This window comes from Nocardia sp. NPDC102475 (assembly GCF_055584605.1).
Genome location: NZ_JBVJLS010000001.1, coordinates 453,756 through 477,909 on the forward strand (window position 1 = coordinate 453,756; position 24,154 = coordinate 477,909).

Consider the following 24,154-nt stretch of genomic DNA (forward strand, 5'->3'; position numbering starts at 1 on the left):
CGCTCAGGCGACGGTGGTGCGCAGCTGGGAGCCCGCTCGACCACGGATGACGTGCAGGCGGCTCGGAATACGCTGGCGCATTTCGTCGACGTGGCTGACCACGCCGACCACGCGCCCGCCCGCGCGCAGTTCGTCGAGAACGCCCATGACCGCGTCGAGGGTGTCGGCATCGAGGCCGCCGAAACCCTCATCGATGAAGATGGTGTCGAGCACCACGCCGCCGGATTCGGCCGCCACGGTATCGGCGAGGCCGAGAGCCAACGAGAGTGCGGCCATGAAGGATTCGCCACCGGAGAGGGTTTTGGCGGGGCGGACGGCGCCGGTGTAGTCGTCGCGGATATCGAGGCCGAGGCCACCGCGACGACCGCGTGGGCCCGCCTTGTCGGAGTGCACGAATTCGTAGCGGCCGCCCGACATCCGGCGCAGACGAACCGAACCCGCCAATGCCACCTCCTCCAGCCGGGCGGCAAGTACATAGGAGCGCAACGACATTCGGCGATTGTTCTCGCCTCGACCCGCCACCACCTCCGCGAGCGCCGCCAGTTCCTCGTGGGCGCGCTGCACCGGGGCGATCCGATCGACCGCTGCCCACAGCTGACCGCCCAAATCCTCCAGCAGGTTCACCCGCCGAGTGGCCTCCGCATGCGCGGCGACGGCTGCGTTCAGCTGGGTCTGCGCGGCGGCGACGGCCGACTCCAACTCATCGAGATCGCCGGGTTCGGTCGAGGCGGCGGCTTGGATCTCCGGCTCCGCGAGGACCGCCTCGGCATGCGCGCGAGCCCGATCCGCGGCCACCAATTTCGCTTCGATCTCGTTCTGCCGCTGCGTGGTTCGCGAGGCGGCGGTGACTACTCGCGCATATGCCGTCAACAAGGCCACGTCGTCGCGCGGTTGCGTACCGTCTTCGGCTGACCTCGAACCGACTGCGCCCCCGATGGTCTCCGCATTATCGACGCGCCTCTCGGTCGAATTGGAGACCGTGTCAGCACCAGCACCAGCACCAGCACCATCGGCATCGGCATCGGCATCGGCATCGGCATCGGCATCGGTGACCGCATTTCCGCTGGCCGCGCCGCGTGGATCGGCGACCTGTGAAGCATTCGAACCAGCCGCCCGGCCGGGCGTTGCCCCCGGTCCGGTCGCGACGGAGTTCTCAGCCTGCTCGATGACGAAACCCGCTGCCAGCGCAAGGCTTTCGACCCGGTCCGCGATCACGGTGACCTGCTCGATTGCGGTCGACTCGTCATTGCGTGCGTCGCGGAGGGCGGTGGCGTCGCCGATCAGGGTGTCGAGGCGGGTGCGACGGCGGTCGATGGTTTCGTCGGCGCCCGCGGCGGTGCGCAGGCGGTCGGTGAGTTCGGTGAGGCGCGCGGTGGCGGCGGCGATGCGGGTGGTGACGGTGCTGCGGCGGGTGTCGGATTCGCGGAGTTCGTCGTGCAGGCGCGATTCGTCGGTGCGCAGGCGGGACAGTTCGGCGGTGAGGCTGTCGGAGAGGGTGGCGAGTTCGGCGGCGTCTTCGTAGCGGTCGGTCGCGGCGCGCAGGGCGGCGGCCAGTTCGACGCGGTCGGCATCGCCGCCGCGGGCGATCAGCGCGTCGATTTCGCGTTCCAGATCGGTGATTCGGGCCAGCACCCGGTCGCGGGCGTCCTCGGCCGCGCGCTCGGCGGTGGCCGCCGCATCCTCGGCGTCCTTCGATACCGCGCTGGCCGCGGCGCGAGCCGGTGCGGGGTGGTCGGCCGAGCCGCATACCGTGCACGGCTCCCCGTCGAGCAGTTGCCCGGCGAGTTCGGCGGCCATCCCGGCCAGCCTGCGTTCACGCAGGTCGAGTACGCGTTCCTTGGCATCGAGGTGCGCCGCGCGGGCAGACTCCAATTCGATCCGGGCGTGATCGAGACTTGTTCTGCGACCGGCGAGTTCGACCGCCGCCATCGCTGCTGCCTGCAGGCGTTCGCATTCGGCCGTCAGAGTGGGCAGTTTGGCCGCGGCCTCGGTGGTTTCGCGCAGCCGGGCCTCGATGGTGGCGATCGATTCGGGCAGTTGCTGACGCATTCGGGTCAGCTTGTCCACGCGGCCGGTGAGTGCGGTGTCCTCATCGCGCAGCGTGGCCAGTTCGGAGGTGAGCCGAGTCGCGGTGGTCGCATCGGCGCTCACCTCGTCGAGCGCGCCGATCTGGGCGCTCCACCGTCGAATGGCCGCATCGACATCCGCGTCGGCGACGACGATCGGCTTTCCGTCCGGCCCGCGTTCGACCGTGATCAGCGATTTACCCGCGACATCCGCGCCAGCGGGCTGGGCGAGCAGTGCGGCCAATCGTGCCGCGATGCGGTGGGTTTCGTCCGACTTGCGCCTGGCGTGCATTACCGCCGCGCGAGCATCATCGATGGCCTCGGCGACCGGCGCGGCACGGCGAGCCGATTCGAGTTCGGCCTGCAGATCGGCGCGGTGGTCGGCGGCGGCCGCGTATTCGTCGAGCCGCTCGCGGGCCGCGGTCATGCGGCGGCGCAGTTCGTGCAGGCGGCGTTGCTCCTCGGCACGGGACCTGATGCGCACCGATTCCTGTTGGCACCGTTCGGCTTCCGCTGCGGTCGTGGTGAGTGCCGCACGTGCGGTCGCGAGCAGATCTTGCGACCAGCCAACTGCCTCGAGTGGCCCGACGGTTTCGGCCGCCGTCTCCCCCGCCGCCACCGCGACCTGTGCGATCAACCGATCGATGCCCTGCTTGCGCGACTCCACGTCCGCGGTCGAGGCCCGGCGCTTGTCTGCCAACCACTGCTCGGCACTGCCGAAACGTTCGGTGTCGAAGAGCTTTTCGAGAAGCTTCTCGCGCTCCTCGTTCTCCGCGCGCAGAAATCGCGCGAAATCACCCTGGGGCAACAGCACGACTTGGAAGAACTGGTCCGCGCTCATGCCGAGCAGGCGGATGATCTCGTCGCCGATATCGGTCAGGCGAGCGAGATTCGCGCCGCGCCCGTCCAACCATTCCAGCGTCGCTGCGGCATTCTCTTTGACCCAGCCGCTTTTGGCCCGTTTGCTCGGCCGCTGGAATTCCGGCGAGCGCGTCAACCGCACTCGCCGCCCACCCAGCGTCGCCTCCAGCACGACCCGGGGCGGCGTCTGCTCGTCGGCATGATCGGAATGCAGGCGCTTGCTCTCGCCACGTGCGCCGGGCACGCTGCCGTACAACGCGAATGCGATCGCATCCAGCACCGTCGTCTTTCCGGCTCCGGTCTGCCCGTGCAGCAGAAACAGCCCGTCCGCGCCGAGCGCGTCGAAGTCGACAACCGTGGTCTCGGCGAACGGACCGAATGCGGTCATCTCCAGCCGGTGCAGCCTCATCCACCGCTCCCGTCGGGCGCAGTCGACGTCGCGGGCATGCGGAGCGTCGTCCGGCGAACCAGAAAACATCCACCGAGCGCGCCCCTGCTGCAAGAACCCACGCCTGCGGCAAGGTTGTCTCGATAGCCCATGCCGCGAAGGGGGTTCGGCACGGATTCTCTGAAGCGGTGTCCGCTGGCGACCTGGCTGAGCGCACGATGGTGCCTCATGCGGACAGTTCCCCGGCAAGCGTGACCGCTGCGGGCACCTCCCGGTCGGGTTCGCGTATCGCCGCGGCGAGTGCCCGTTCCAGCCAGGCCATTTCACCCGGGGTTGGTTCGCCGCGGACGTCGGTGAGGAAGCTCTGCGCTACTTCGGTATCGCGGCGTCCGTGCACGCGTTCACGGTAGCGCAGTTCCGGGTTGCCTTCCGGGCGCGACCATTCCACGTGCACCGCATGCGGGAAGCGGTCGCGCAGTTTGCGCATGGCGTCGACGGGGCGGGCGTAGTCGGTGAGCGTCGCCGAGACGTAGTGCGCCTCGGCCTCGGAATAGGCCGCGTCGCTGAGCAATTCGTCGAGGGTACCGCTGAGGCGGCTCAGGCCGCGCACGAGCGGGAGGTCGCGGCGCTGTACCGAATGCAGGCCGGCGGCGTCCAGATCGACGAGCCATACCGCCTTGCGATGCGAGGTCTCGGCGAACGAATACGGCAGCGGGGAACCGGAATAGCGCACCGATTCCGAGAGCGCCTGCGGTGAATGCAGATGGCCGAGTGCCACATAGTCGATGCCGTCGAATGCCGACAGCGGCACCGTCTCCACGCCGCCGACCGAAATCGAACGCTCGGAACCGGTCGCCTCGCCACCGACCACGAAGGCATGGGCGAGTACCACGGTGCGGGTGCCGGGACGCTCGGCGATATCGGCCCGGATCCGGCGCATTGCCGCGTCCAGGATGTCCGCATGCGAACGCGCCTGCGGCACACCGAGTTCGGCGCGAGTGATTTCCGGCTCGAGGTACGGGATGCCGTAAAAGGCGATCGCGCCGTGCTCGTCGGACAGCAGCACCGGCTGATCGGCAGCGGCGACCGTCGTGCGCAGATGCAGCCCGCCCGCTGCCGCGAAACTCGCACCGGCGCCGAGCCGCGTCGGCGAATCGTGATTGCCGGAGGTCGCCACGATCTGCGCTCCGGCCGCGCGGATCGCCTCGAATCCCTGGATACACACCGCGATCGCGTCGGCGCTGGGAATGGATCGGTCGTACACGTCCCCCGGCAGTACGACGACGTCAACGGATTCCGCGGCCACCAATTCGGCAATGGCCGCGAGCGCGGCGGCCTGATCGGCGAGCAGATCGACCCCATGGAATGTGCGCCCGATGTGCCAGTCCGAGGTGTGCAGCATCCGCATGCCGCGAAACCGTAGGCGATCGCACCGACACACTCAACAATTTGGCCGCGCGGGCGCGGCGTATTCGCGGCCCCCGGTGTCTCGCGTCCGACCATTTCGAGCGACCTGCAAGCAGTCGCTAGCGGTGCCGTCGAGACTCGCGACTACGTCGCATGCGCTTCGACGACTCGGACGCGAGACGGGCCGCGAACGGGTTGCTCGTAAGACTCGCTCCGTTGTGGTCGCCAATGCAGGATGCGCGACCCAACCACGTTGTTTGCTGCGCGCGGGTTGGCGGTCGGCTGCCCTGTACGAATCCGCGGGCTCCAGCTATTTGTCGACGAACTGCTGTCCGATAGCTCGCGGGTTTCGAACTTGTCGGTGCCATGCGGCACTATCTGCGCTATGACCGCACCGATGCTCGTCGCACTGATGCTGGTGTTCGCGGCCGGGGTAGGGCTCGGCTGGCTCGGGCATGCCGCGCGCGCCGGGCAGCGCGCGACGGCCGCGGAGGCGAGACTGGCCGCAGCCACCGACAATGAGCGGCTACTGCGGCAATCGCTCACCGCGGCGAATGAGGATGCGGCACGCCGACATTCGCACGCCATCGGCGCGATGGTAGATCCGCTGCGCGAGGCCGTCGGCACGCTGAACCAGCACATCCAGCAGGTCGAACATCACCGGATCAACGCCTATTCGAGTCTGCGCGAACAAGTCGCCGGGATGCAGCGCACGTCACATCAGCTCACCAGCCAAACAAGTCAGCTTGTCGCCGCACTGCGCGCACCGCAGGTGCGCGGTCGCTGGGGCGAGATCCAATTGGAGCGGGTGGTGGAACTGGCGGGCATGACCCGGCACTGCGATTTCGACACCCAGGTGAGCCGGGCGGCGCGCAGCGACGGGGCTACCGAACGCACCGGCATGGTGCGGCCGGACCTTGTGGTCAATCTCGCAGGCGGCAGGCAGATCGTGGTCGACGCCAAGGTGCCGTTCACCGCCTATCTCGACGCCACCACGACCGACGACCCGGACGCGCGCGCCGAACTGCTCGGCCGCCATGCCAAACATCTGCGTGCCCATATCGATCAGCTGGCCGATAAGGCCTATTGGCTGGCCTTCGATCCCGCGCCGGAGTTCGTGGTGCTGTTCGTACCGGGCGATCCATTCCTCGATGCCGCACTCACCACCGACTCGGGCCTGCTCGAGTACGCGTTCGGCCGCAACGTGATCCTCGCTACTCCGACGACTTTGATCGCGTTGCTGCGCACAGTCGCCTTCGGCTGGCGGCAGGAAGCTCTGTCCCGCGATATGGCTACCGTTCAGCAATTGGGTCGCGAGCTCTACAACCGGCTCGGCATGACCGGCCGACATCTGGACCGCCTCGGCGCGCAACTCGGTAAAGCCGTAGACGCTTTCAACTACACCGTCGCCTCGGTCGAGTCGCGGGTAATGGTCACCGCACGCAAACTCCACGATCTTGAAATAGCCGAGCAGGAGGTGCCGGCAATCCATCGGGTCGATTCATTGCCGCGGGCGGTCGGCTTCGCCGACGCCGACGATTAGCCCTGCGACGGCCGTGCCGTAACGCCGCCGCGCACGGCGGCAGTTAGTGTCATGGTGTGGCTGCTTCCCAACGTGTGCGAACCCGGGTGCCCGCGCCGCATCGTTCGATCCTGCCCTCGGTGCCGGGGATTCCGGCCGGGGCGGCGGTACTGATCGCGGTGGCGTGCACGTTTTTGGGGTTCCTGATCGATGCCCACGGCGAGAATAACGAGCTGACCGCGACGTTCAACACGTTGTACGTCCTCGGCTGCGTCGCGGCAGTGCTCGCCGTTCGCTATCGCGGACTCTTCACGACGATGGTGCTGCCACCACTGTTGCTGTTCGTCGCGGTGCCGCTGGCTTATCAGCAGCTCACCGATGGCGCTTCGACCGGCCTCAAGGACATCCTGCTGAATCTGGCGATCCCGCTGGTGAACCGGTTCCCGATCATGGCGCTGGCCACCGTGCTGGTGGGGGCGATCGGCGCCGGGCGGATCCTGCTACACAGGCGTGAGGAGGCCGCCGGCCGCGCCGACGAATCCCGTCGCGGCACCAGTTGGGGCCGCGGCAACGCAGCCAAACGCACCAGGTCGGAGCGCACCGACGACGGCTCGCGCGCCGATGCCGCGCGCCGCCGCACCCGCCGCCCCCAGGTCGATACCTCCGACCTCGATACCGATCTGCATCTGCCGCGACCGAGTCGGCGCGGTAGTTCGGAAGTAGCGGACACCCCGCCACGCGTCGGCGACGCGAAGAGCGCACGGAGTGACGAACGCCCGAGTCGCGAGCGCCGATCGAGCACCCGTCCCACTGCGGCAGCGGCTCGGGGCGAGGCCGAACCGACACGAGCCGCACGATCGGTGTCAGCCGCTCGAGGCGAAGGCGATACGACACGGGCCGCCCGATCGGCGGCCCCCCGGGCAGAGGGCGATCCGAGCCGCACCGCGGCAAGAAGGCGAGGCGAGGCACCGCCCCATCCACAGCCCAATGTGCGCTATCGCGAACGCGATTCGAGCCGAACCGAGCGACGCCGGCCAGAAAGCCTCTAGCCATCGAGGGTAGTCGAATGGCGGCTCCAAACTTCACCCACAGCCACCATTCGACTACCCTCGACAAACTCTCGAGAACGCAAACACCGACCGCAGCGAAATACTGGCGACGGGCGAAAACCGTTGGCGCTGCTCAGCGACGCGACGTCCGCAACTCCCTCGGCAGTGCGAATACCAACGTCTCATTGGCGGTGGTCACCGGCTGCACCTCACCGAACCCGTGCTCCGCCAACATATCCAGCACACCGCGCACCAGGATCTCGGGCACGGACGCACCCGAGGTGATGCCAACCGTGCGCACACCTGCCAGCCACGCCGGGTCGACCTCGCGGGCGTAGTCCACCAGGTAGGAAGCCTTCGCGCCCGCGCCGAGCGCGACCTCGACCAGGCGCACCGAATTAGACGAATTGCGCGAGCCGACCACGATAACCAGGTCGCATTCCGGCGCCATCGCCTTCACCGCCACCTGACGGTTCTGGGTGGCGTAGCAGATGTCATCGCTCGGCGGATCCTGCAATCCGGGGAACCGCTGGCGCAGCCGCTGCACCGTCTCCATGGTCTCGTCGACACTGAGGGTGGTCTGGGAGAGCCAGATCACCTTGGACTCGTCGCGCACGGTGACCCGGTCGACCGCATCCGGACCGTCGACGAGCTGCACATGCTCGGGGGCCTCGCCCGCGGTGCCCTCGACCTCCTCATGCCCCTCGTGACCGATCAGCAGAATGTCGTAGTCGTCGCGGGCGAAGCGCTTGGCCTCCTGATGCACCTTGGTCACCAGCGGGCAGGTGGCGTCGATCGTGCGCAGATTGCGCGCCGCCGCCGACTCGTGCACCGCGGGTGAGACACCGTGCGCGGAGAATACGACCAGCGCCCCCTCGGGCACCTCGTCGGTCTCGTCGACGAAGATCACACCCTGCTCACGCAGCGTCTCCACGACATGGCGGTTGTGCACGATCTCCTTGCGCACGTAGATCGGGGCGCCGTGCTTCTCGAGCGCCTTCTCCACCGTCTCGACCGCGCGGTCCACGCCGGCGCAGTAGCCACGCGGTTCGGCTAGCAGCACGCGCTTACCACCATCGGCATCGGCGGATCCGGAACCGGCCGAGCTGGCGATTCCGACGTTCAAGGGGATGGCCGAAGACATGCCCCTCAGCTTACGTGCGGCCGATGAGTAAGTGGACGGCCGGTCACGTCGTTCTCGACACACTCGCACCGGGCGAAAAAGGCCGCCGGATGACGCAGAACCCCCGGGCGCACGTGGTCAGGCCCGGAGGAGGCAGCCTGCGTAACCACGCAGGGCCCCCCGCGCGCCAAAGTAGATTCCGTGTCTGTGACACCAGTGCTTTGCATAACATCCCGTATCGGGCAGGCTAGGAGCATGTTTCGACCACCGTTCCTGGCCCGGGTCGCCGCCGGCGCGGCCGTATACGCCATCGAAGAAACCCGTCGGCTACCAACTGCCGCAATGAATTTCCCGATCACCGCGATCAGCCAGATGTTGCAGACCAGCATGCACGTCCAGCAGTTCGTGACCAGCCTCGCCCTCAAGGGCGACGGTGTATTCGACCGTCTCACGAACACCCCCGTCGAGCAGCCCGACTGGGCCACCTTCGACGAGGACACCGAGCCGGAGTTCACGGCTCCCGCACGCACCAGCAGTTTCGACCTGTACGACGACGAACCGACCGACTTCGCCGCCGATGCCGCCCGCGTCGGTGAGACCAATGGTCACGCCGCCCCGGTACAGACCATCGCCGTGCCGGAGACCGAGGTTTCCGCGGTCCCCGAACCCAAGCCCGAGCCCGAACCAGAGGTCGTCGAGCCCGAGGTCGCCACCCGCTACGACTACGCCAATATGACCCTGGCCCAGCTGCGCGCCCGCCTGCGCATGCTGACCGTCGAAGATCTGAACGCCCTGCTCGAGTACGAACAGCAGACGCGTGCCAGGGCGCCGTTCGTGACCATGCTGACGAACCGGATCGCCACCGTGCGGGCCCAGTGACGGAACCCCCCGCGTCTTCGTCGACGGTTGGCCGGGAATCCGCCGGCCAACCCGACCGAGCGGCTCCCGCCAACTCCGCCGAGCAGCCGTGGCCGGTGCGTTCGGTGGCCATCAAGGTCGCGCAGTGGATCGATCGGCTGGGCAGCATCTGGGTGGAGGGCCAGATCACCCAGATCAATCTGCGTCCCGGCACCAGCACCGCATTCCTGGTGTTGCGCGATACCGCCGCCGATATGTCGCTGTCGGTGACCTGTCATCCGGATCTCATCCGCCGCGCCGCCGTCCCGCTGCAAGAGGGCAGCCGGGTGGTGGTGTACGGCAAACTCGCGTACTTCACCGGTCGCGGCACGATTTCGTTGCGGGCCATGGAGATTCGCCCGGTCGGCATCGGTGAACTGCTGGCCCGCATCGAACGGCTGAAGGCACTGCTCGCCGCGGAGGGACTATTCGATCCCCGGCTGAAGCGGCCGATCCCGTTCCTGCCCAAGACAATCGGACTGATCACCGGCCGAGCGAGCGCCGCCGAGCGCGATGTGCTGACGGTGGCCCGAAATCGTTGGCCCGCAGTGCGTTTCGAAATCCGCAATACCGCGGTGCAGGGCCCGGCCGCGGTATCGCAGATGGTGCAGGCGCTGGGCGGACTCGATCGTGATCCGGCCGTCGAGGTCATCGTGCTGGCCCGCGGTGGTGGCAGTGTCGAGGATCTGCTGCCCTTCTCCGATGAGACGCTGTGCCGCGCGATCGTCGCCGCGACCACGCCGATCGTCAGCGCGATCGGTCACGAACCCGACAACCCGCTGTGCGATCTGGTCGCCGACCTGCGCGCCGCCACCCCCACCGATGCCGCCAAGCGCATCGTGCCCGACGCGGCCGCCGAACTGGCCGGGGTCCGCGATATGCGCGCCCGCGCCGCCGCCGCACTGCGCGGCTGGGTCGACCGCGAAACCAGGGCGCTGGCCCAGTTGCGTTCCCGGCCGGTGCTGGCGGATCCGCTGCGCGAACTCGATCGCCGCTACGACGAGATCGAACGCCTGCGCACCGCCGCCCGCCGCACCGCCGACCATCTGATCAGCACCGAAACCACCGCAACCCGGCATTTGCGCGAGAAACTCACCGCGGTGGGACCGGCCGCGACGCTGGCCCGTGGCTACGCTGTCGTGCAGCGCGTCAGCGGTAAGGAGCGGCATGTGGTCCGCTCGATCGAGGACGCGCCCGCGGGTAGTCAGTTGCGGATCCGGGTCGCCGACGGTGCAATCTCCGCCGCCGCACTGGGCACCCGAGCATTGGGCACCCGAGCATTGGGCAAGACCGACACAGGGAGGAACTGACCTTGGCCGACCCCGGCAAGGACGACGAGCTGGCCGAGATCTCCACCTTCGGCTACGAACGCGCCCGCGACGAACTGGTCAACGTCGTCAAGATGCTCGAACAGGGCGGTCTCGACCTGGACGAATCCCTCGCGCTGTGGGAGCGCGGCGAGGCGCTGGCCACCCGCTGCGAGGAGCATCTGGCAGGCGCGCGTCAGCGGGTCGAAAACGCCCTCTCCCGCACCGACCTCGAAACCGACGAATGACCATCCGCCGCGCCACCCCCGATATCCGCACCGAGGACATGGCGGCCAGCCGCGAGTTCTACCGGCGGCTCGGCTTCGAAGAAGCGATGGACCTCGGCTGGGTGGTGACGATGGCATCCCCGGCCAACCCGACCGCGCAGGTCCTGCTGGTCGGCCCGGAAGCCGAGCAGCCGCAACCGGATATCAGCGTCGAGGTCGAGGATGTGGACGCCGTGCACGCGGAGTTGGTCGCCGCGAATGCGGACATCGTCTATCCGCTCCGCGATGAGCAGTGGGGCGTGCGCCGGTTCTTCGTTCGTGATCCCAGCGGCACGATCGTCAACGTGGTCAGCCACCGCTGACTAGCGCTGGAGCGGCTGGGCTGCGCCGATGGCCGCGGCCAACGTGGTGAACGCAGCATGGTTGCCTGCACCGGTGATGAGTACTCGGGACTGGCCGAAGTCGGCGATCCACGCCGTTTCGGAACCCTGTTCGGCATAGACGACCCACTTCTGGTCGCCGACCTGCTCGGTGCCGGTGCCGTAACGGGAGCCGAGCACGAAGCGCGACAGCGCCTCTTCGGTCGCGCTGCTCTGACTCATCCGCATGTACGTGCCCTGCGGTGTGATGAAACCAACAGTGCTGACCGGCCCGCCGCCGGTGCTGGTGATCGTGTCGCGGCTACCGGAGTTCGGAGTCCAATGTTCGGGCAGGCTCGGATTGCGGATCGGGAAGGGCATGGTCTTCGCGTCGTTGGCGAGTGCCGCCGTCACGTCGAAGTGCGGAATCTGCCCCTCTGTCGGTCCTTTCCCCGCGAAGCTGCACTGGCTGGCGAGCCCGGCGAAGACCACGGCGATCAGCACCAACGGGATCAGTGACCAGAACAGATCCCGGTAGTCGTTGAGAATTCGCGGCTTTTGGTAGGACACGCTCCCAGTATCCACGCCGGTTGCCGCACACTCCCGCAGAGGTAGCCAGAGATCGGGAGCTGACCTTTTCGAGCGACCTGCAAGCAATCGCTACGGGCAGTACCTGATCGAGAACGGTCACGCTTCTGAGAGAATCAACGGTAGCAACGACCGTAGGAGGCACACCGTAATGACGGCATCTTCGCCCGCACCCAGCCGCCGCGAGGCGCCGGACCGCAACCTCGCGCTCGAACTGGTCCGGGTCACCGAGGCCGGTGCGATGGCCGCGGGCCGCTGGGTCGGGCGCGGCGATAAGGAAGGTGGCGACGGTGCGGCCGTCGACGCCATGCGGCAGCTGGTCAGCTCCGTTTCCATGCGCGGCATCGTGGTCATCGGTGAGGGCGAGAAAGACGAAGCGCCCATGCTCTACAACGGTGAGCTGGTCGGCGACGGCACCGGTCCCGAGGTCGACTTCGCGGTCGATCCGATCGACGGAACCACGCTGATGTCGAAGGGTTCCCCCGGTGCCATCGCGGTGCTCGCGGTCGCCGAGCGCGGCGCGATGTTCGACCCTTCCGCGGTGTTCTACATGCACAAGATCGCGGTCGGCCCCGACGCCGCGGGCGTGATCGATATCTCCGCCCCGATCGGCGAGAACATCAGCCGGGTGGCCAAGGCCAAGGGTCTGTCGAAGTCCGATCTCACCGTCTGCATCCTGGACCGGCCGCGCCACGCGGACCTGATCCAGGAGGTCCGCGACGCGGGCGCTCGCATCCGCCTGATCTCCGACGGTGACGTCGCGGGCGCCATCGCCTGCGCCCGCCCCGACTCCGGCACCGACATCCTGGTCGGCATCGGCGGCACCCCCGAGGGCATCATCGCCGCCGCCGCCATGCGCTGTATGGGCGGCGAACTCCAGGGCATGCTCGCCCCCAAGGACGACGCGGAACGCCAGAAGGCCATCGACGCGGGCCATGACCTCAGCCGCATCCTCACCACCGACGACCTGGTCGCGGGCGACAATGTCTTCTTCTGCGCCACCGGCGTCACCGATGGTGATCTACTGCGCGGCGTCCGCTACTACCCCGGCGGCGCCTCCACCGAGTCAATCGTCATGCGCTCCAAGTCCGGCACCGTCCGCATGATCGACGCCTACCACCGCCTCACCAAGCTCCGCGAATACTCCTCGGTCGACTTCGTCGGCGACGAGGATGCGGTGCCGCCGATGCCCTGATCTTCTCGAACGAGTCGAGCCCGGTCCGCTTCGGATCGGGCTCGATTTTTCGTCATGTGCGGTGCTCTTTCCACGCGGGTAAGCTCCGGAATCCCCAACAGACCAAGGAGATCCGGTGTCAATTATCGGGAAGCTGTTGAAGAACCGCCGGGCCGGAGAGCAGGGCCTCGCCTGGCATCTGCCGAACCTCGCCACCGACGCGGCCTTCGAAGTCACCAGCCCGGATTTCATCCACGAGTCGCCACTGCCAAAGTTGCACGCGTCCAAGCGGATCGGTGGCCGAGACGCATCCCCCGCGCTGGTGTGGACCGCGCCCGACGGTACGGCGCAACTGCTGCTGGTCGTCGAAGACCCGGACGCACCAACAGGATTGCCATTCGTACATTGCGTAGCCCTGCTCGAGCCGACCCTCGCCGAACTGCCACAGGACGGACTGCGCGCCGACGATCCCGCGCCCGGCGTCAGCATCCTCCGCTCCGGCTTCGGCCGCGGCTACCAAGGTCCGGCCCCGATCAAAGGCCACGGACCGCACCGCTACGCCTTCCAACTCTTCGCCCTGACCGAGCCGATCGACACCATCGGTGGCCAGCCCGCCGCGAAAGCGAAACCGCGCGACGTCTTCTCCGCCGCCAAGGCAGTCGCCCGCGGCCGAATCGATGGATTCTACGAACGGCCGTGAACAAATAGCTCGCCGCAGCGACGCCCCGATCAAGATCAGGTGAAACTGGTGGCGGGGGCTACTCGGGCGATGCCGCGATAGATTCCACCTGATCTTGATCGGCCGCAGGAGTGGCCGGTTACGGCGAGGGGGGACTGTGCGAATCGCCTCAGGCGTGGCGGCCCCGCGGCGGGCGTATGCGGCATAGGGTCGGAATTATGACGACCGAGGAGACGCAGTTCCGGATCGAGCACGACACGATGGGGGAAGTTCGGGTTCCCGTGGATGCGTTGTGGCGGGCGCAGACGCAGCGGGCCGTGGAGAACTTTCCGATCAGCGGGCGCGGGTTGGAGCGGGCGCAGATCCGGGCGCTCGGCCTGCTCAAGGCCGCGTGCGCCAAGGTGAACAAGGATCTCGGACTGCTCGATCCGGTCAAGGCGGATGCCATTATCGCCGCCGCGAACGAGATCGCCGAGGGTCTGCACGACGAGCAGTTCCCGATCGATGTCTTCCAGACCGGCTCGGGCACCAGCTCGAATATGAACGCCAACGAGGTGATCGCCTCGATCGCGAAGGGCAACGGCGTGACCGTGCACCCGAACGACGACGTGAACATGTCGCAGTCCTCGAACGACACCTTCCCCACCGCGACCCATCTCGCCGCAACCGAGGCCGCGATCAAGGATCTGATCCCGGCGCTGGAGCATCTGCGGCTGGCGCTGCTGGACAAGTCGGCCGAATGGCGTACCGTCGTGAAGTCCGGGCGCACCCACCTCATGGACGCCGTGCCGGTGACCCTCGGCCAGGAGTTCGGCGGCTATACCCGCCAGGTCGCGGCGGGTATGGAACGCATCATGGCCGTGCTGCCGCGGCTCGGTGAGCTGCCCATCGGTGGTACCGCGGTCGGCACGGGCCTCAACGCGCCCGCGGGTTTCGGCGCGAAAGTCGTTGCTGAACTGGTGCTGTCGACCGGTCTCGACGCACTGTCGGAAGCGCAGGATCACTTCGAGGCGCAGGCCGCCCGCGACGGTCTGGTGGAGGCGTCCGGCGCAGTGCGCACCGTCGCGGTGAGCCTCACCAAGATCGCCAACGACATTCGCTGGATGGGTTCGGGCCCGCTGACCGGTCTCGGCGAACTCCGGCTGCCGGATCTGCAGCCCGGCAGTTCGATCATGCCCGGCAAGGTGAATCCGGTACTGCCCGAGGCGGTTACGCAGGTCGCCGCGCAGGTGATCGGCAACGACGCGGCGGTCGCGTTCTCCGGTGCGAGTGGCGCGTTCGAGTTGAACGTCTACATCCCGGTGATGGCGCGCAATCTGCTCGAGTCGATTCGGCTGCTCGCCAATGTGTCCCGGCTGTTCGCCGATAAGTGCATTCGCGGTCTGGTCGCCAACGAGGATCATCTGCGTACCCTCGCGGAATCGTCACCGTCGATTGTGACGCCGCTGAATTCCGCCATCGGTTACGAAGAGGCGGCCGCGGTCGCGAAAGAGGCGCTGAAGGAAAAGAAGACCATCCGTCAGACCGTGATCGATCGCGGTCTGCTCGACGAGAAGCTCACCCTGGAAGAACTCGATCGCCGCTTGGATGTGCTGTCGATGGCCAAGGTCGAGGACGAAAAGTAAAGAAAACCGGTCGGCGCACAAACCGTGCGCCGACCGGACTCGAGACTCAGGCCGGCGAACCGACCCGCAGGCCCGCGAGTTCCGCGCGCGCCTTCTCACCGTCCGCACCGAGACCGGTGCGGGTGAAGAACTCCCACCGCTCCAGCAGCGGACCGAAGACCAATTCGTTCTCCTTGGCGCGGTCGTAGATGCCCGCCTCGGCGAGCACATCATCGCTGTTGCGCCCGTCGGGCAACGCCACCGACGGCACCTCGAACCGCGCGACGCTGTCGGCGATGGCGCGCATCGTCTGATCCGGTGCGATACCGAACGCCGCGGTGATCAGGTCCGCGAAGAAGATCGACTGCAGTTCATCGTCGATCGCGATGCGCTCGGCGATGGCGGTGACCATCTTGTTCTCCGCGAGCGCGGCGGTGTTGCGATGCCGGATGGCGGCGGCCGCCTCCTCGAACGCGCAGGTGGCGAGCACGTCGAGCAGGTGCAGTGCGGGACGCCGGAAACCCTTCGTCATATGGTCCATCCGCAACCGCTCCAGCTGCACCGGGTCGACCGACCGGGTGACCATGAGGTAGTTGCGGATCATGATCTCGTGCCGGTTCTCCTCGGCAGTCCACCGGCCGACCCAGCGCCACCATGATCCGGTGCGCAGGTACTTACCGACCTCACGGTGGTACGAGGGCAGGTTGTCCGCGACGAGCACGCTGACCGTCAGCGCCAGCTTGGCGGTCTCGCTCAACTCGGATTGCTCCGGCTCCCAATCGATTCCGCCGAGGAAGCCGAAATTGCGGCCGTCGTCCCACGGCACATAGTCGTGCGGCTGCCAGCCGTCGGCGGCGGCGATGTGGCGGCGCAGATTCAGCTCCACCTCATCGGCGAGGGACGCGAGCAGTTCGCGATCGGTCAAGAGAGTTTGCACTAGCACAACCTAGCGGCTGGGCCCCGCGATGCGGGGATCTACGAATAGGAATCGGTACCGGCGTCCGAGCGTACAAGCACCAGCTCTTTCGAGCGAACCGCGAGGCACTCACCAATAATGGCACGTGAGGGCCCGGACGCCGGGCGGATCAGGACTTCGGCGTGACGGTCGTATTGCCGTCCACCCAGGTGATGGTGCCGCCGACGAAATCGCTCTGCTTGCCGCCGGGGATGTCCTTCTCGTCGCTGGTCGGGTACCCGATCTTGCCGTCGGGGCCGTCGTTGTCCTCCCACGCCTTGCGGATTTCGCCCCAGACGATATGCGCGCCGCCGTCCTTGCTCCAGACGATCGCGCCGCCGGTGAAGTCCTGCCACTTGCCGTCGTTGGGGGCGTCCTCCTGCGACTTCAGCGGAGCGCCGAGCGGACCCGTCGGGCCGCCGGACTGCACGTACTTGTCGAAGATGATGCCGGAGACGGTGATATCGCCGCCCTGGGTGGCGATCTTGGTCTCCTCCGCCGCGCCGGACATGTGCTCCTCGCCGTGGGCGGCCGCCGAGGTGGTCGTCATGGACGCGGCGGTGTTCTTGTCCTTGTCGTCGTCATTGCCGCAGCCGGTGGCCAGCAGCAGTGCCGCGGCCGCGGTGACCGCGGTGAATCCAGCCGTTCGTCGAGCGAAGTGGTGCATTTCCATCCCTCTCGTCGCGCGTAGCCTTGGCCGATGTCCGGCAACGGCCCGGCGAATCAATATGAGACTCGCCGGGCCGCCGCTGAACAGGTATCACGCGAATACTACCCGCTCGATTGTGACAGGAAACACACCCTGGGTAGTTGCTGCTACCCGCTATGCACTCGGGCCGTACTCCTCCAACATCTCGGTCACCAGCGCCGCGATCGGCGACCGTTCGCTACGGGTCAGCGTGATGTGCGCGAAAAGCGGATGCCCCTTGAGCTTTTCGATCACCGCGGCGACACCGTCGTGCCGACCGACCCGTAGGTTGTCACGCTGGGCCACATCGTGGGTGAGCACGACGCGCGACCCGGTGCCCAGTCGGCTGAGCACCGTCAGCAGAACATTGCGCTCCAGCGACTGCGCCTCGTCCACGATCACGAACGAATCGTGTAGCGAGCGACCGCGAATGTGGGTGAGCGGCAAGACTTCCAACATGTCGCGGCTGAGTACCTCCTCCATCACCTCGCGACTGGCCAACCCATCGAGCGTGTCGAAGACCGCCTGGGCCCACGGGCCCATCTTCTCGCTCTCCGATCCCGGCAGATAGCCGAGATCCTGCCCACCGACCGCGTACAGCGGACGGAACACCACCACCTTGCGTTGTGTGCGACGCTCGAGCACCGCCTCCAAACCGGCCGTCAGGGCCAGCGCCGACTTGCCGGTACCGGCCCGGCCACCGAGCGAGATGATGCCGACGCTCTCGTCCAACAGCAGATCCAGTGCGATGCGCTGTTCGGCCGAGCGGCCGTGCAGTCCGAACGCCTCGCGTTCACGCACCAACTGCACTCGCTTGTCCGGCGTGACCCGGCCCAGGGCGCTGGAGCTTGCCCCGAGCAACCGGATTCCGGTGTGGCACGGTAGTTCCCGCGCCTCGTCCAGATCGATCACGGTCTCGGTGTAGAGCTGATCGATCTGCGTTTTGGAGACATCGATCTCCACCATTCCGGCCCAGCCGGAGGTCACCACGTCCTGGGCGTGGTATTCGTCGGCGTGCAAACCCACCGCACTCGCCTTGACACGCAAGGGAATGTCCTTGGACACCAGCACCACCTGACGGCCCTCGGCCGCCAGATTGAGCGCACAGGCCAGGATGCGGGAGTCATTGGTGTCGGTGCGGAATCCGACCGGGAGTACCGCGGGGTCGGTGTGGTTGAGTTCCACCTGCAGCGTTCCGCCCTCGGTGCCGATCGGCACCTGCTGATCCAGCCTGCCGTGTTGCAGACGCAGATCGTCGAGGTTGCGCAGGGCTTCCCGCGCGAACCAGCCCAGTTCGTGATGATGGCGCTTACCTTCGAGTTCGCTGATCACGACCAGCGGTAATACGACATCGTTTTCGCCGAACCTGGTGAAAGCCCAGGGATCCGACAGCAGAACCGAGGTGTCGATAACGAAGGATTTCGCACCGGAATTCTGGGAATGCGAGGGGCGGGCCCCCTTCGCGGCGGCTTCGCCTTTCGCGGAGCTGGAGTGCGCCGAGGGAGCGGGAACGGAGCGTGCAGCAGACACGGTGGGCTCCTTTGTGTTCGCGCGGCACCCGCACGAACGATCTCGCTGGACCGGTCCGTCCTGATGGGATCCGACTTGCGTCAGATGCCCAGAGGGCCGGGTGCCGGCCCTCTCGTACTGAGTAGCTCAGTCACGGTTCAGGACCTCCCGTACGAGCCACACCGACGCGGCCCGCACCAACGACGCTACCGCCGACTGCCCGGTCTCCGCTCGGGCACAGGTAGGCGTGTCCGTGAATTTGTCGTTAACCCCGCATTGGTGCAGGGGATAGAGTCGCAGGTATGGCCGGTAACGAGGAGTTGGAGAAGCTGTCGTCCAAGGAGCTGCACGACCGTGCGGTCCGGCTCGCGGCGCGACGCGGCGACATCAAATATCTGTGGCGGCTACTGAAGTCGATTCCGGCAGCCGAGGCCGCCGCGGGCAATCTCGGCGAGAGCGAGGCCGATATCAAGTACGTGCTGCCGATGATCGACGACTACATCCACGCGGGCGACGGCAAGATCGCCGAGGTCCTGCGGCCCTACTACCTCGATTACCTCGCCAAGCACACCTGACCTCAGCGCTGGGGCAACGCGGCGCGGAAGAGTCCGACAGCGGTGCCGCGCAGGAAGTTCTCCCAGCTGAAGTGGTCGTCCCACAGGATGATTCGGCCGTCGCGCAGTTCGAAGGTGCCGCAGACCCAGAACGCGATCCGCAGCGGGCCGACGCGCAGGATATCGGTGCGGTCGGTCAGCACGAAGTCGCCGTCGGCAGCGATGTGATGCATTTCGGCGGCGAAGCCGATGGTGTCGCGGTTCAGGCCGCGCAGAATCTTGCGCGTGAGACCGCCGCCGACCGTCGGCAGTGAGGTGTTCTTCCAGACGACATCGGGGTGCAGGAGGTCCAGTGCCTCCTCCACCGCACCGATCTCGAGTGCGGCGAAGAATTCCCGCACCGTGGTGATCGCGTCCTGCTTCAGTTCCAGTTCGTCGGTCATGCACTGAGCCTAAGCCGCTAGGGTCGGCGGCGGTCGGCGATGAGGACACCCAGACCATCGAGAATTCGGTCGATGCCGAAGCTCAGCGCATCGCCCGGGCCCTCGTTCGCGGGCGGTGCACCGGTCGCGGCGGCCTCCTCCGCGAAGGCGGCGGAGACCAGGGGAAACCGGTCGCCCGCGGCGGCCATCATCTCGGCGAACTGGCCCGCGATCTGCTGCGCCGTGTCCTGCCGGTCCCCGGTCGTCACCTGCTGCACGAGGCTGCGGATGTGCCCGTTGAGCAGCACGATGGTGTCCAACTGCTCGGGTCCGGTCAACCCGGTGCCGTCGAGCGCGGTCAGCGCGGCGTTCATCCAGCCCATTTCATTGGGGCCGATCGCACGCACGCCGATGGTCAGGCTGATCGACCAAGGGTGTGCGCTGTAGCGCTCGAAGATCGTCTCGGCCCAGCGGCGCAGTCCGGTTCGCCACGGCTCCTCATTCGAATTCTGGTGCGCTGCAACGACATCCGGCGGGTCGCCCATCCCGGCATCCACCATCAGCGCGGTCAGCTGTTCCTTGCCCGGCACATACCGGTACAGCGACATCTTGGTGAAGCCGAGGCGTTCGGCTAGGCGCTGCATGGACAGGTTCGCCAGTCCTTCGGCATCGGCGAGGGCGATGGCCTCCTCGACGATCCCCTCCAGTGACAGCGCGGGCTTGGGTCCGCGCTTGGGCCGCTGCTGGGTGCCCCAGAGCAGTTCGACGGTGGTCGGTGCAGGCATTTCCACATCCTTACGCATTGCGTGTTGACAAGTAACTGCGTCCACCATACTCTAATTCGTGTCCAGCGGATACAGCTTCCATCGGACGCAGATAAAGACCTCAGGAGACACCATGCGCAACAAGACCGTTCTCATCTCCGGCGCGAGCATCGCCGGCCCCGCACTCGCCTACTGGCTGAGCCGCTACGGCTTCGCCGTCACGGTGGTCGAGCGGGCACCACAGTTGCGACCGGGCGGCCAGGCCGTCGACTTCACCGGCGAAACGCACCACAAAGTGCTCGAACGGATGGGCATCCTGGACGAGATCTACGCGCACCGCACCGGCACCACCGATATCGCGATCGTCGACGACAAGGGCGAGCAGCAGGCGCTCATCTCCGGCGATTTCACCGGCGGCGACGTGGAGATCCTGCGTGGGGATCTGGCGCGGATCATGTACGAAAAGACCTACCAGGACTGCGAATACGTATTCGACGACTCGATCAGCGCGCTGACCGAGACCGACGACGGTGTGTGGGTCGAATTCGAGAAGAGCGCGCCGCGCGGCTTCGATCTGGTCTTCGGCGCCGACGGCATCCATTCGCGGGTACGGCGTCTGGCGTTCGGACCGGAAAAGGAATTCGTCAAGCACCTCGGCCATTACTACTGCGTCGCCGGCGCGAGCCCGTGGGCGACCAAGTCCGAGGGCACCCCCGAGCGGATGACGGCCTACGGCTACAACGAGCCGGGCAAATGCGTCATCACCGGCGGCTCGAAGGCACAGCAGCTCTACATCTTCGCCTCGCCCGAACTCGACTACGCCCGTGACGACATCGAGGCGCAGCGGCACATCATCGAGGAGACCTTCGCCGATGTCGGCTGGGAGGCGCCGCGCATGCTCGCCGAAATGGCGGAGTTCGACGACTTCTTCCTCGACTCGATCAGCATGGTGCGCAAGATGAAGAGTTACAGCCGGGGCCGGGTCGCGTTGGTCGGCGATTCGGGCTACGGGAACACCCTGGGCGGCTTCGGAACCGGACTCGCGGTGCAGGGCGCCTACATCATGGCCGGTGAACTCGCGCTCGCCGACGGCGATTACCGGATGGCCTTCGCACGCTACGACGACCTCATGCACTCGCTGGGAAAACTCGCGGACTACAGCAATGCGGGACGATTCTTCGCGCCGAAGACCGCGCTCGGCATCAAGTTCCGCAACTGGTTCCTGCACTCGTGGATGTTCGACAAGATGGTGAAAATGACAGAGAACGTCAAGACCATCGAGCTGCCGGACTACCCGGCGCTGGTCGCGGCCGCCAATGCGAACTGACATCGGCACCACCGGCACCCTTCAGCGGACCGAATGGTCTGGCGTGGCGAGATCGGCTGTGTTTCGATGGAACCGGGATGGGGTCGAGTGCGTCTATAGGGTCAGACGGCACTGACGGAAGGGGCTGGCTCGGCCATGACAGCACAGATGGACGGCCGCGCGATCACCAATCCCGAGAACGCGCAGAACTTTTCGCACGCGGAGATCAAACAGGCGGCCGACCAGATGAATCCGGACGGACTGGACGGTGCGTTCGACGCCTGGGCCGCCATCGCGGCAGCGGTGACCAAGGCCGGACAGCAGTTCGAAACCGCGATTCAGCAAGCGGTGGATCAACATTGGGAGGGCGCGGCGGCCGACCGGGCGGTACGCGGCATTCGGGAGTATGCCGCGCGCGTCGGTGAGCTTGGTGAGTCGCTGGATCAGCAGTCGACACCACTGTCGGCGGCGCTGAGTGCGGCGGTGCGGTTCAAGGTGGCGGTGCCGCCGGTGGTGGATGGTTCGGATAGTGCGCGGGGACCCGAGCTGCGGAATTCGCAGGAGGAACAGGCTCGGGATGATATGAGCACGTTTTATATCCAGCCCTATGGGAGTACAGCGCCGTTGATTCCTACGTTGCCGCCGCCGGTCAATCCGATTTCTGAGGTGTCAGGGGTTCTGGGGACGGGGGTTTCGGGAGTGCTGGGAGCTTTTCCGGGTGGGGATTCCGGGAAGGCCGGGGATACGAGCCCGGCGGAGGGCACCGGCCAGGGTGGGGCTTCTGGCAAGGCAGCGGATACAGGCACGACGGAGGGCACTACCGGGGCTGGGGATACAAGTAAAGCCGCGGACAGCAGCGGGTCTGGGAATTCCGGCAAAGCGGAAGAGACCAGCGGCACTGGGGATACAGGTAAGGCCGGGGATCCGAACAACAGCGGGGGCACAGGCAAGGCGGTTGGGTCGGATCGATCTGAAGCTGTTGCCCCGCAATCTATTTCGTCGACGCAGAACAATGGCTCATCGACCATGCCCGCGTCCTCCAGCCATACATCCGCAACTTCGACCATCCCCTCGGCGGCCGGTACGCAGATTTCACCGACCACTGTCACATCCGGCGGGATCGGACCGGGGAGCTCGACCTCGACGGGTGCTTCCCCCAGTCCCGGTAGCGCACCCAGTCCCGGTAGCGCACCCAATCCCGGTAGCGCGCCCAGCACCGGCGAGACTCCGAGTCCTGGCAAGTCGGTGCCGGGCACCACACCTGGAGCGACGGCTGCTCAGCCGAGCACCAGCACGCCGAGTCGGGTGGGTGCGACAGGTACCGCCGGATACTCCGGGGTGCTGCCGCCCGGCGCGCGAACCCGGCGGGGCGAGGACGGTGAACACAAGTCGGCGAAGTACCTGCGCACCGAGGAGCACGGCGAGGAGCTCATCGGCGAAGTGGAGAAGACCGTGCCGCCCGTACTCGGGGCGCAATGATGACGCAGTGGACCTTGTCCGCCGAGCAATTCGCGGCGGCCTGGTTCGGCACCGGCCTGGATCGCATGCCCTTTCCGTTCCGCTTCACCAGCCGCTTTCCCGGACTCCACGAATATCGGGCCTACCAGCGGCAATTTCGCGCGGAGCTGGAACGTGCGGACAATGCGTCGCTGCAGCGCGCGATCGGAGTGCTCGCCATACCCGAGTGGCGCATCGAACTGTTCGGCATCGATAACACCCGCGGCGCGATCGAACTGCGCGCCATCGGCTGCGCCACCCGCACCGGACCGGGCGTCATCGCGCTGCAGGCTGCGGCTCCGGATGGCGGCAAGGTACGGCTGCGTCGCGTCCGCGTCGACCAACTCGCCACCGAACTGATCCGCCTGCTCCCCGATCCGCCACCCGGCACCGCGGCCGAAAAGAGCTACCTCCTCGACGATCTCGACGACGACCGCCCCGACCCCTTCGACAACTCCCCCTCCCGCACCATCCAGGACCGCTACCGCCGCTTCTGGCGCCAACCCTGCGACACGAGGGGCACCGCCACCGTACTGGTCGGCCCCCGCAATGCCGAACCCCTGCGCACCGGCAAACTCCGCTGGACCGACACCAAGGCCGGCCGCTACTGTGAAGTCCCCGCCAATCGCGCCCTCATGATCCGCCCCGCCACCAGCGCCGACATCACCCGCTACCTGGACGAGTCCATCGTCCGAGCCAAAGCCCGCGTCGACCAGTAGGACTCGCGGGCGGAGCAAGATCTGGTCAGCGACGCTTTCGCGGGAACGTCGCCACCACCGCCGAGATGGCCGAGGGGCTGGAACAGTCCCCGCTCTACGATGTCGAGGGCAATCTGCTCACCGACAGCGATTACGAATACCTGGCGTCGATCGCCGGGCTATTTTCGAGCGGCGGCCAAGTGGGCGAATACGAGGATGTCGAGGTCCAGCCAGGGGAAGCTGGAGCGGTGTTGGCGCAAGGTGATCAGGCCGTGCATGGCCGCCCGAGGCAGGTGGCGGTGGCGGGCGCGGTCGGTGCTGCCGCAGGATTCGGCCGTATCGGCCAGGAGCCGGAAGAGCGGTGGACCGGGCATCCGGGCGTCGGTCGGTTCCCAACCGGGAACGGAGAGCGACTTTCGACCTCACCCACAGACGAATTCGCCTGGGAACCCACACGCATCAACGAATACCGTTGGTGCGCAGCCGAATTCCCAGGCGAATAAGACGAGC

23 protein-coding genes are annotated in these 24,154 nt (G+C 66.9%); 14 read left to right on the forward strand and 9 right to left on the reverse strand.

Annotated features, from left to right (window positions below; translation table 11 throughout):
* Nucleotides 1-3: 3 nt before the first annotated feature.
* Together ACZ60G_RS02115 and ACZ60G_RS02120 are read right to left on the reverse strand one after the other, a co-directional pair.
* Nucleotides 4-3,336: an AAA family ATPase gene (locus tag ACZ60G_RS02115; protein WP_465806457.1), complete on the reverse strand. Its 3,333-nt coding sequence runs from the start codon at nucleotides 3,334-3,336 to the stop codon at nucleotides 4-6.
* Between the two features lie 205 nt (nucleotides 3,337-3,541).
* Nucleotides 3,542-4,723, reverse strand: coding sequence for an exonuclease SbcCD subunit D (locus ACZ60G_RS02120; RefSeq protein ID WP_465806459.1), 1,182 nt, complete (start codon nucleotides 4,721-4,723; stop codon nucleotides 3,542-3,544).
* Between the two features lie 384 nt (nucleotides 4,724-5,107).
* Here ACZ60G_RS02120 and ACZ60G_RS02125 point away from each other — a divergent pair, with 384 nt between their 5' ends.
* Together ACZ60G_RS02125 and ACZ60G_RS02130 are read left to right on the forward strand one after the other, a co-directional pair.
* Complete coding sequence (locus ACZ60G_RS02125) at nucleotides 5,108-6,265, forward strand: DNA recombination protein RmuC (RefSeq protein ID WP_465806461.1); 1,158 nt, start codon at nucleotides 5,108-5,110, stop codon at nucleotides 6,263-6,265.
* Nucleotides 6,266-6,321: 56 nt separating this feature from the next.
* Nucleotides 6,322-7,293, forward strand: a complete 972-nt coding sequence (locus tag ACZ60G_RS02130; protein ID WP_465806463.1) for a DUF6542 domain-containing protein — start codon at nucleotides 6,322-6,324, stop codon at nucleotides 7,291-7,293.
* A gap of 133 nt (nucleotides 7,294-7,426) precedes the next feature.
* Here ACZ60G_RS02130 and ACZ60G_RS02135 read toward each other — a convergent pair whose 3' ends face one another.
* The gene (locus ACZ60G_RS02135; RefSeq protein ID WP_465806464.1) at nucleotides 7,427-8,437 is read right to left on the reverse strand and encodes a 4-hydroxy-3-methylbut-2-enyl diphosphate reductase; all 1,011 of its coding nucleotides are present in this window, start codon (nucleotides 8,435-8,437) and stop codon (nucleotides 7,427-7,429) included.
* Nucleotides 8,438-8,671: 234 nt separating this feature from the next.
* Here ACZ60G_RS02135 and ACZ60G_RS02140 point away from each other — a divergent pair, with 234 nt between their 5' ends.
* Genes ACZ60G_RS02140 through ACZ60G_RS02155 form a run of 4 tightly spaced genes read left to right on the forward strand, consistent with a single transcriptional unit; the run spans nucleotide 8,672 to nucleotide 11,209 of the window.
* Nucleotides 8,672-9,295 carry a lipid droplet-associated protein gene (locus tag ACZ60G_RS02140; RefSeq protein WP_465806466.1) on the forward strand — a complete coding sequence of 208 codons (624 nt, stop codon included), beginning with the start codon at nucleotides 8,672-8,674 and terminating at the stop codon, nucleotides 9,293-9,295.
* Entirely contained in the window at nucleotides 9,292-10,623 is a 1,332-nt protein-coding gene (gene xseA / locus ACZ60G_RS02145) for an exodeoxyribonuclease VII large subunit (RefSeq protein WP_465806468.1), read from the forward strand. Before ACZ60G_RS02140 ends, xseA begins: the two co-directional genes overlap by 4 nt.
* A 2-nt stretch (nucleotides 10,624-10,625) precedes the next feature.
* Nucleotides 10,626-10,868 carry an exodeoxyribonuclease VII small subunit gene (locus tag ACZ60G_RS02150; RefSeq protein ID WP_040695202.1) on the forward strand — a complete coding sequence of 81 codons (243 nt, stop codon included), beginning with the start codon at nucleotides 10,626-10,628 and terminating at the stop codon, nucleotides 10,866-10,868.
* Nucleotides 10,865-11,209: a VOC family protein gene (locus tag ACZ60G_RS02155; RefSeq protein WP_465806470.1), complete on the forward strand. Its 345-nt coding sequence runs from the start codon at nucleotides 10,865-10,867 to the stop codon at nucleotides 11,207-11,209. Before ACZ60G_RS02150 ends, ACZ60G_RS02155 begins: the two co-directional genes overlap by 4 nt.
* Here ACZ60G_RS02155 and ACZ60G_RS02160 read toward each other — a convergent pair whose 3' ends face one another.
* Nucleotides 11,210-11,776: a DUF4245 domain-containing protein gene (locus ACZ60G_RS02160; RefSeq protein WP_465806472.1), complete on the reverse strand. Its 567-nt coding sequence runs from the start codon at nucleotides 11,774-11,776 to the stop codon at nucleotides 11,210-11,212.
* A 169-nt stretch (nucleotides 11,777-11,945) separates the two neighbouring features.
* Between ACZ60G_RS02160 and glpX the strand changes: the two genes are divergently transcribed.
* The 3 genes from glpX (at nucleotide 11,946) to ACZ60G_RS02175 (ending at nucleotide 15,272) form a co-directional block, all read left to right on the forward strand.
* Nucleotides 11,946-12,989, forward strand: a complete 1,044-nt coding sequence (glpX, locus tag ACZ60G_RS02165; RefSeq protein WP_465806474.1) for a class II fructose-bisphosphatase — start codon at nucleotides 11,946-11,948, stop codon at nucleotides 12,987-12,989.
* 115 nt (nucleotides 12,990-13,104) lie between these two features.
* Nucleotides 13,105-13,668 (forward strand): YbhB/YbcL family Raf kinase inhibitor-like protein, encoded by a 564-nt coding sequence (locus ACZ60G_RS02170; protein ID WP_465806476.1) that lies wholly within the window; start codon nucleotides 13,105-13,107, stop codon nucleotides 13,666-13,668.
* A 197-nt stretch (nucleotides 13,669-13,865) separates the two neighbouring features.
* Complete coding sequence (locus ACZ60G_RS02175) at nucleotides 13,866-15,272, forward strand: class II fumarate hydratase (RefSeq protein WP_465806477.1); 1,407 nt, start codon at nucleotides 13,866-13,868, stop codon at nucleotides 15,270-15,272.
* A 46-nt stretch (nucleotides 15,273-15,318) separates the two neighbouring features.
* On the opposite strand, the gene ACZ60G_RS02180 is transcribed toward ACZ60G_RS02175, so the two are convergent.
* From ACZ60G_RS02180 to ACZ60G_RS02190, 3 genes are all read right to left on the reverse strand, one after another.
* Complete coding sequence (locus ACZ60G_RS02180) at nucleotides 15,319-16,188, reverse strand: acyl-ACP desaturase (protein ID WP_465806479.1); 870 nt, start codon at nucleotides 16,186-16,188, stop codon at nucleotides 15,319-15,321.
* A 148-nt stretch (nucleotides 16,189-16,336) separates the two neighbouring features.
* Nucleotides 16,337-16,873 (reverse strand): LGFP repeat-containing protein, encoded by a 537-nt coding sequence (locus ACZ60G_RS02185; protein ID WP_465806481.1) that lies wholly within the window; start codon nucleotides 16,871-16,873, stop codon nucleotides 16,337-16,339.
* A gap of 156 nt (nucleotides 16,874-17,029) precedes the next feature.
* Nucleotides 17,030-18,424, reverse strand: a complete 1,395-nt coding sequence (locus tag ACZ60G_RS02190; protein WP_465806482.1) for a PhoH family protein — start codon at nucleotides 18,422-18,424, stop codon at nucleotides 17,030-17,032.
* Nucleotides 18,425-18,705: 281 nt separating this feature from the next.
* Between ACZ60G_RS02190 and ACZ60G_RS02195 the strand changes: the two genes are divergently transcribed.
* Nucleotides 18,706-18,978, forward strand: coding sequence for a hypothetical protein (locus ACZ60G_RS02195; protein WP_357468071.1), 273 nt, complete (start codon nucleotides 18,706-18,708; stop codon nucleotides 18,976-18,978).
* A gap of 2 nt (nucleotides 18,979-18,980) precedes the next feature.
* Here the strand turns inward: ACZ60G_RS02195 and ACZ60G_RS02200 are convergent, their stop codons facing one another.
* Both ACZ60G_RS02200 and ACZ60G_RS02205 read right to left on the reverse strand, forming a co-directional pair.
* Nucleotides 18,981-19,400 (reverse strand): limonene-1,2-epoxide hydrolase family protein, encoded by a 420-nt coding sequence (locus ACZ60G_RS02200; RefSeq protein WP_465806485.1) that lies wholly within the window; start codon nucleotides 19,398-19,400, stop codon nucleotides 18,981-18,983.
* A gap of 17 nt (nucleotides 19,401-19,417) precedes the next feature.
* The gene (locus ACZ60G_RS02205; protein WP_465806487.1) at nucleotides 19,418-20,164 is read right to left on the reverse strand and encodes a TetR/AcrR family transcriptional regulator; all 747 of its coding nucleotides are present in this window, start codon (nucleotides 20,162-20,164) and stop codon (nucleotides 19,418-19,420) included.
* A 112-nt stretch (nucleotides 20,165-20,276) separates the two neighbouring features.
* Between ACZ60G_RS02205 and ACZ60G_RS02210 the strand changes: the two genes are divergently transcribed.
* From ACZ60G_RS02210 to ACZ60G_RS02225, 4 genes are all read left to right on the forward strand, one after another.
* Nucleotides 20,277-21,470 carry an FAD-dependent monooxygenase gene (locus ACZ60G_RS02210; RefSeq protein ID WP_465806489.1) on the forward strand — a complete coding sequence of 398 codons (1,194 nt, stop codon included), beginning with the start codon at nucleotides 20,277-20,279 and terminating at the stop codon, nucleotides 21,468-21,470.
* A 135-nt stretch (nucleotides 21,471-21,605) separates the two neighbouring features.
* A complete protein-coding gene (locus ACZ60G_RS02215; RefSeq protein ID WP_465806491.1) occupies nucleotides 21,606-22,928 on the forward strand; it encodes a hypothetical protein in 1,323 nt (440 codons plus the stop codon).
* Nucleotides 22,925-23,665: an ESX secretion-associated protein EspG gene (locus tag ACZ60G_RS02220; RefSeq protein WP_465806492.1), complete on the forward strand. Its 741-nt coding sequence runs from the start codon at nucleotides 22,925-22,927 to the stop codon at nucleotides 23,663-23,665. The genes ACZ60G_RS02215 and ACZ60G_RS02220 overlap by 4 nt, the downstream gene beginning before the upstream one ends.
* A 65-nt stretch (nucleotides 23,666-23,730) precedes the next feature.
* Nucleotides 23,731-24,147 carry a hypothetical protein gene (locus ACZ60G_RS02225; protein ID WP_465806494.1) on the forward strand — a complete coding sequence of 139 codons (417 nt, stop codon included), beginning with the start codon at nucleotides 23,731-23,733 and terminating at the stop codon, nucleotides 24,145-24,147.
* The last annotated feature ends 7 nt before the right edge of the window (nucleotides 24,148-24,154 follow it).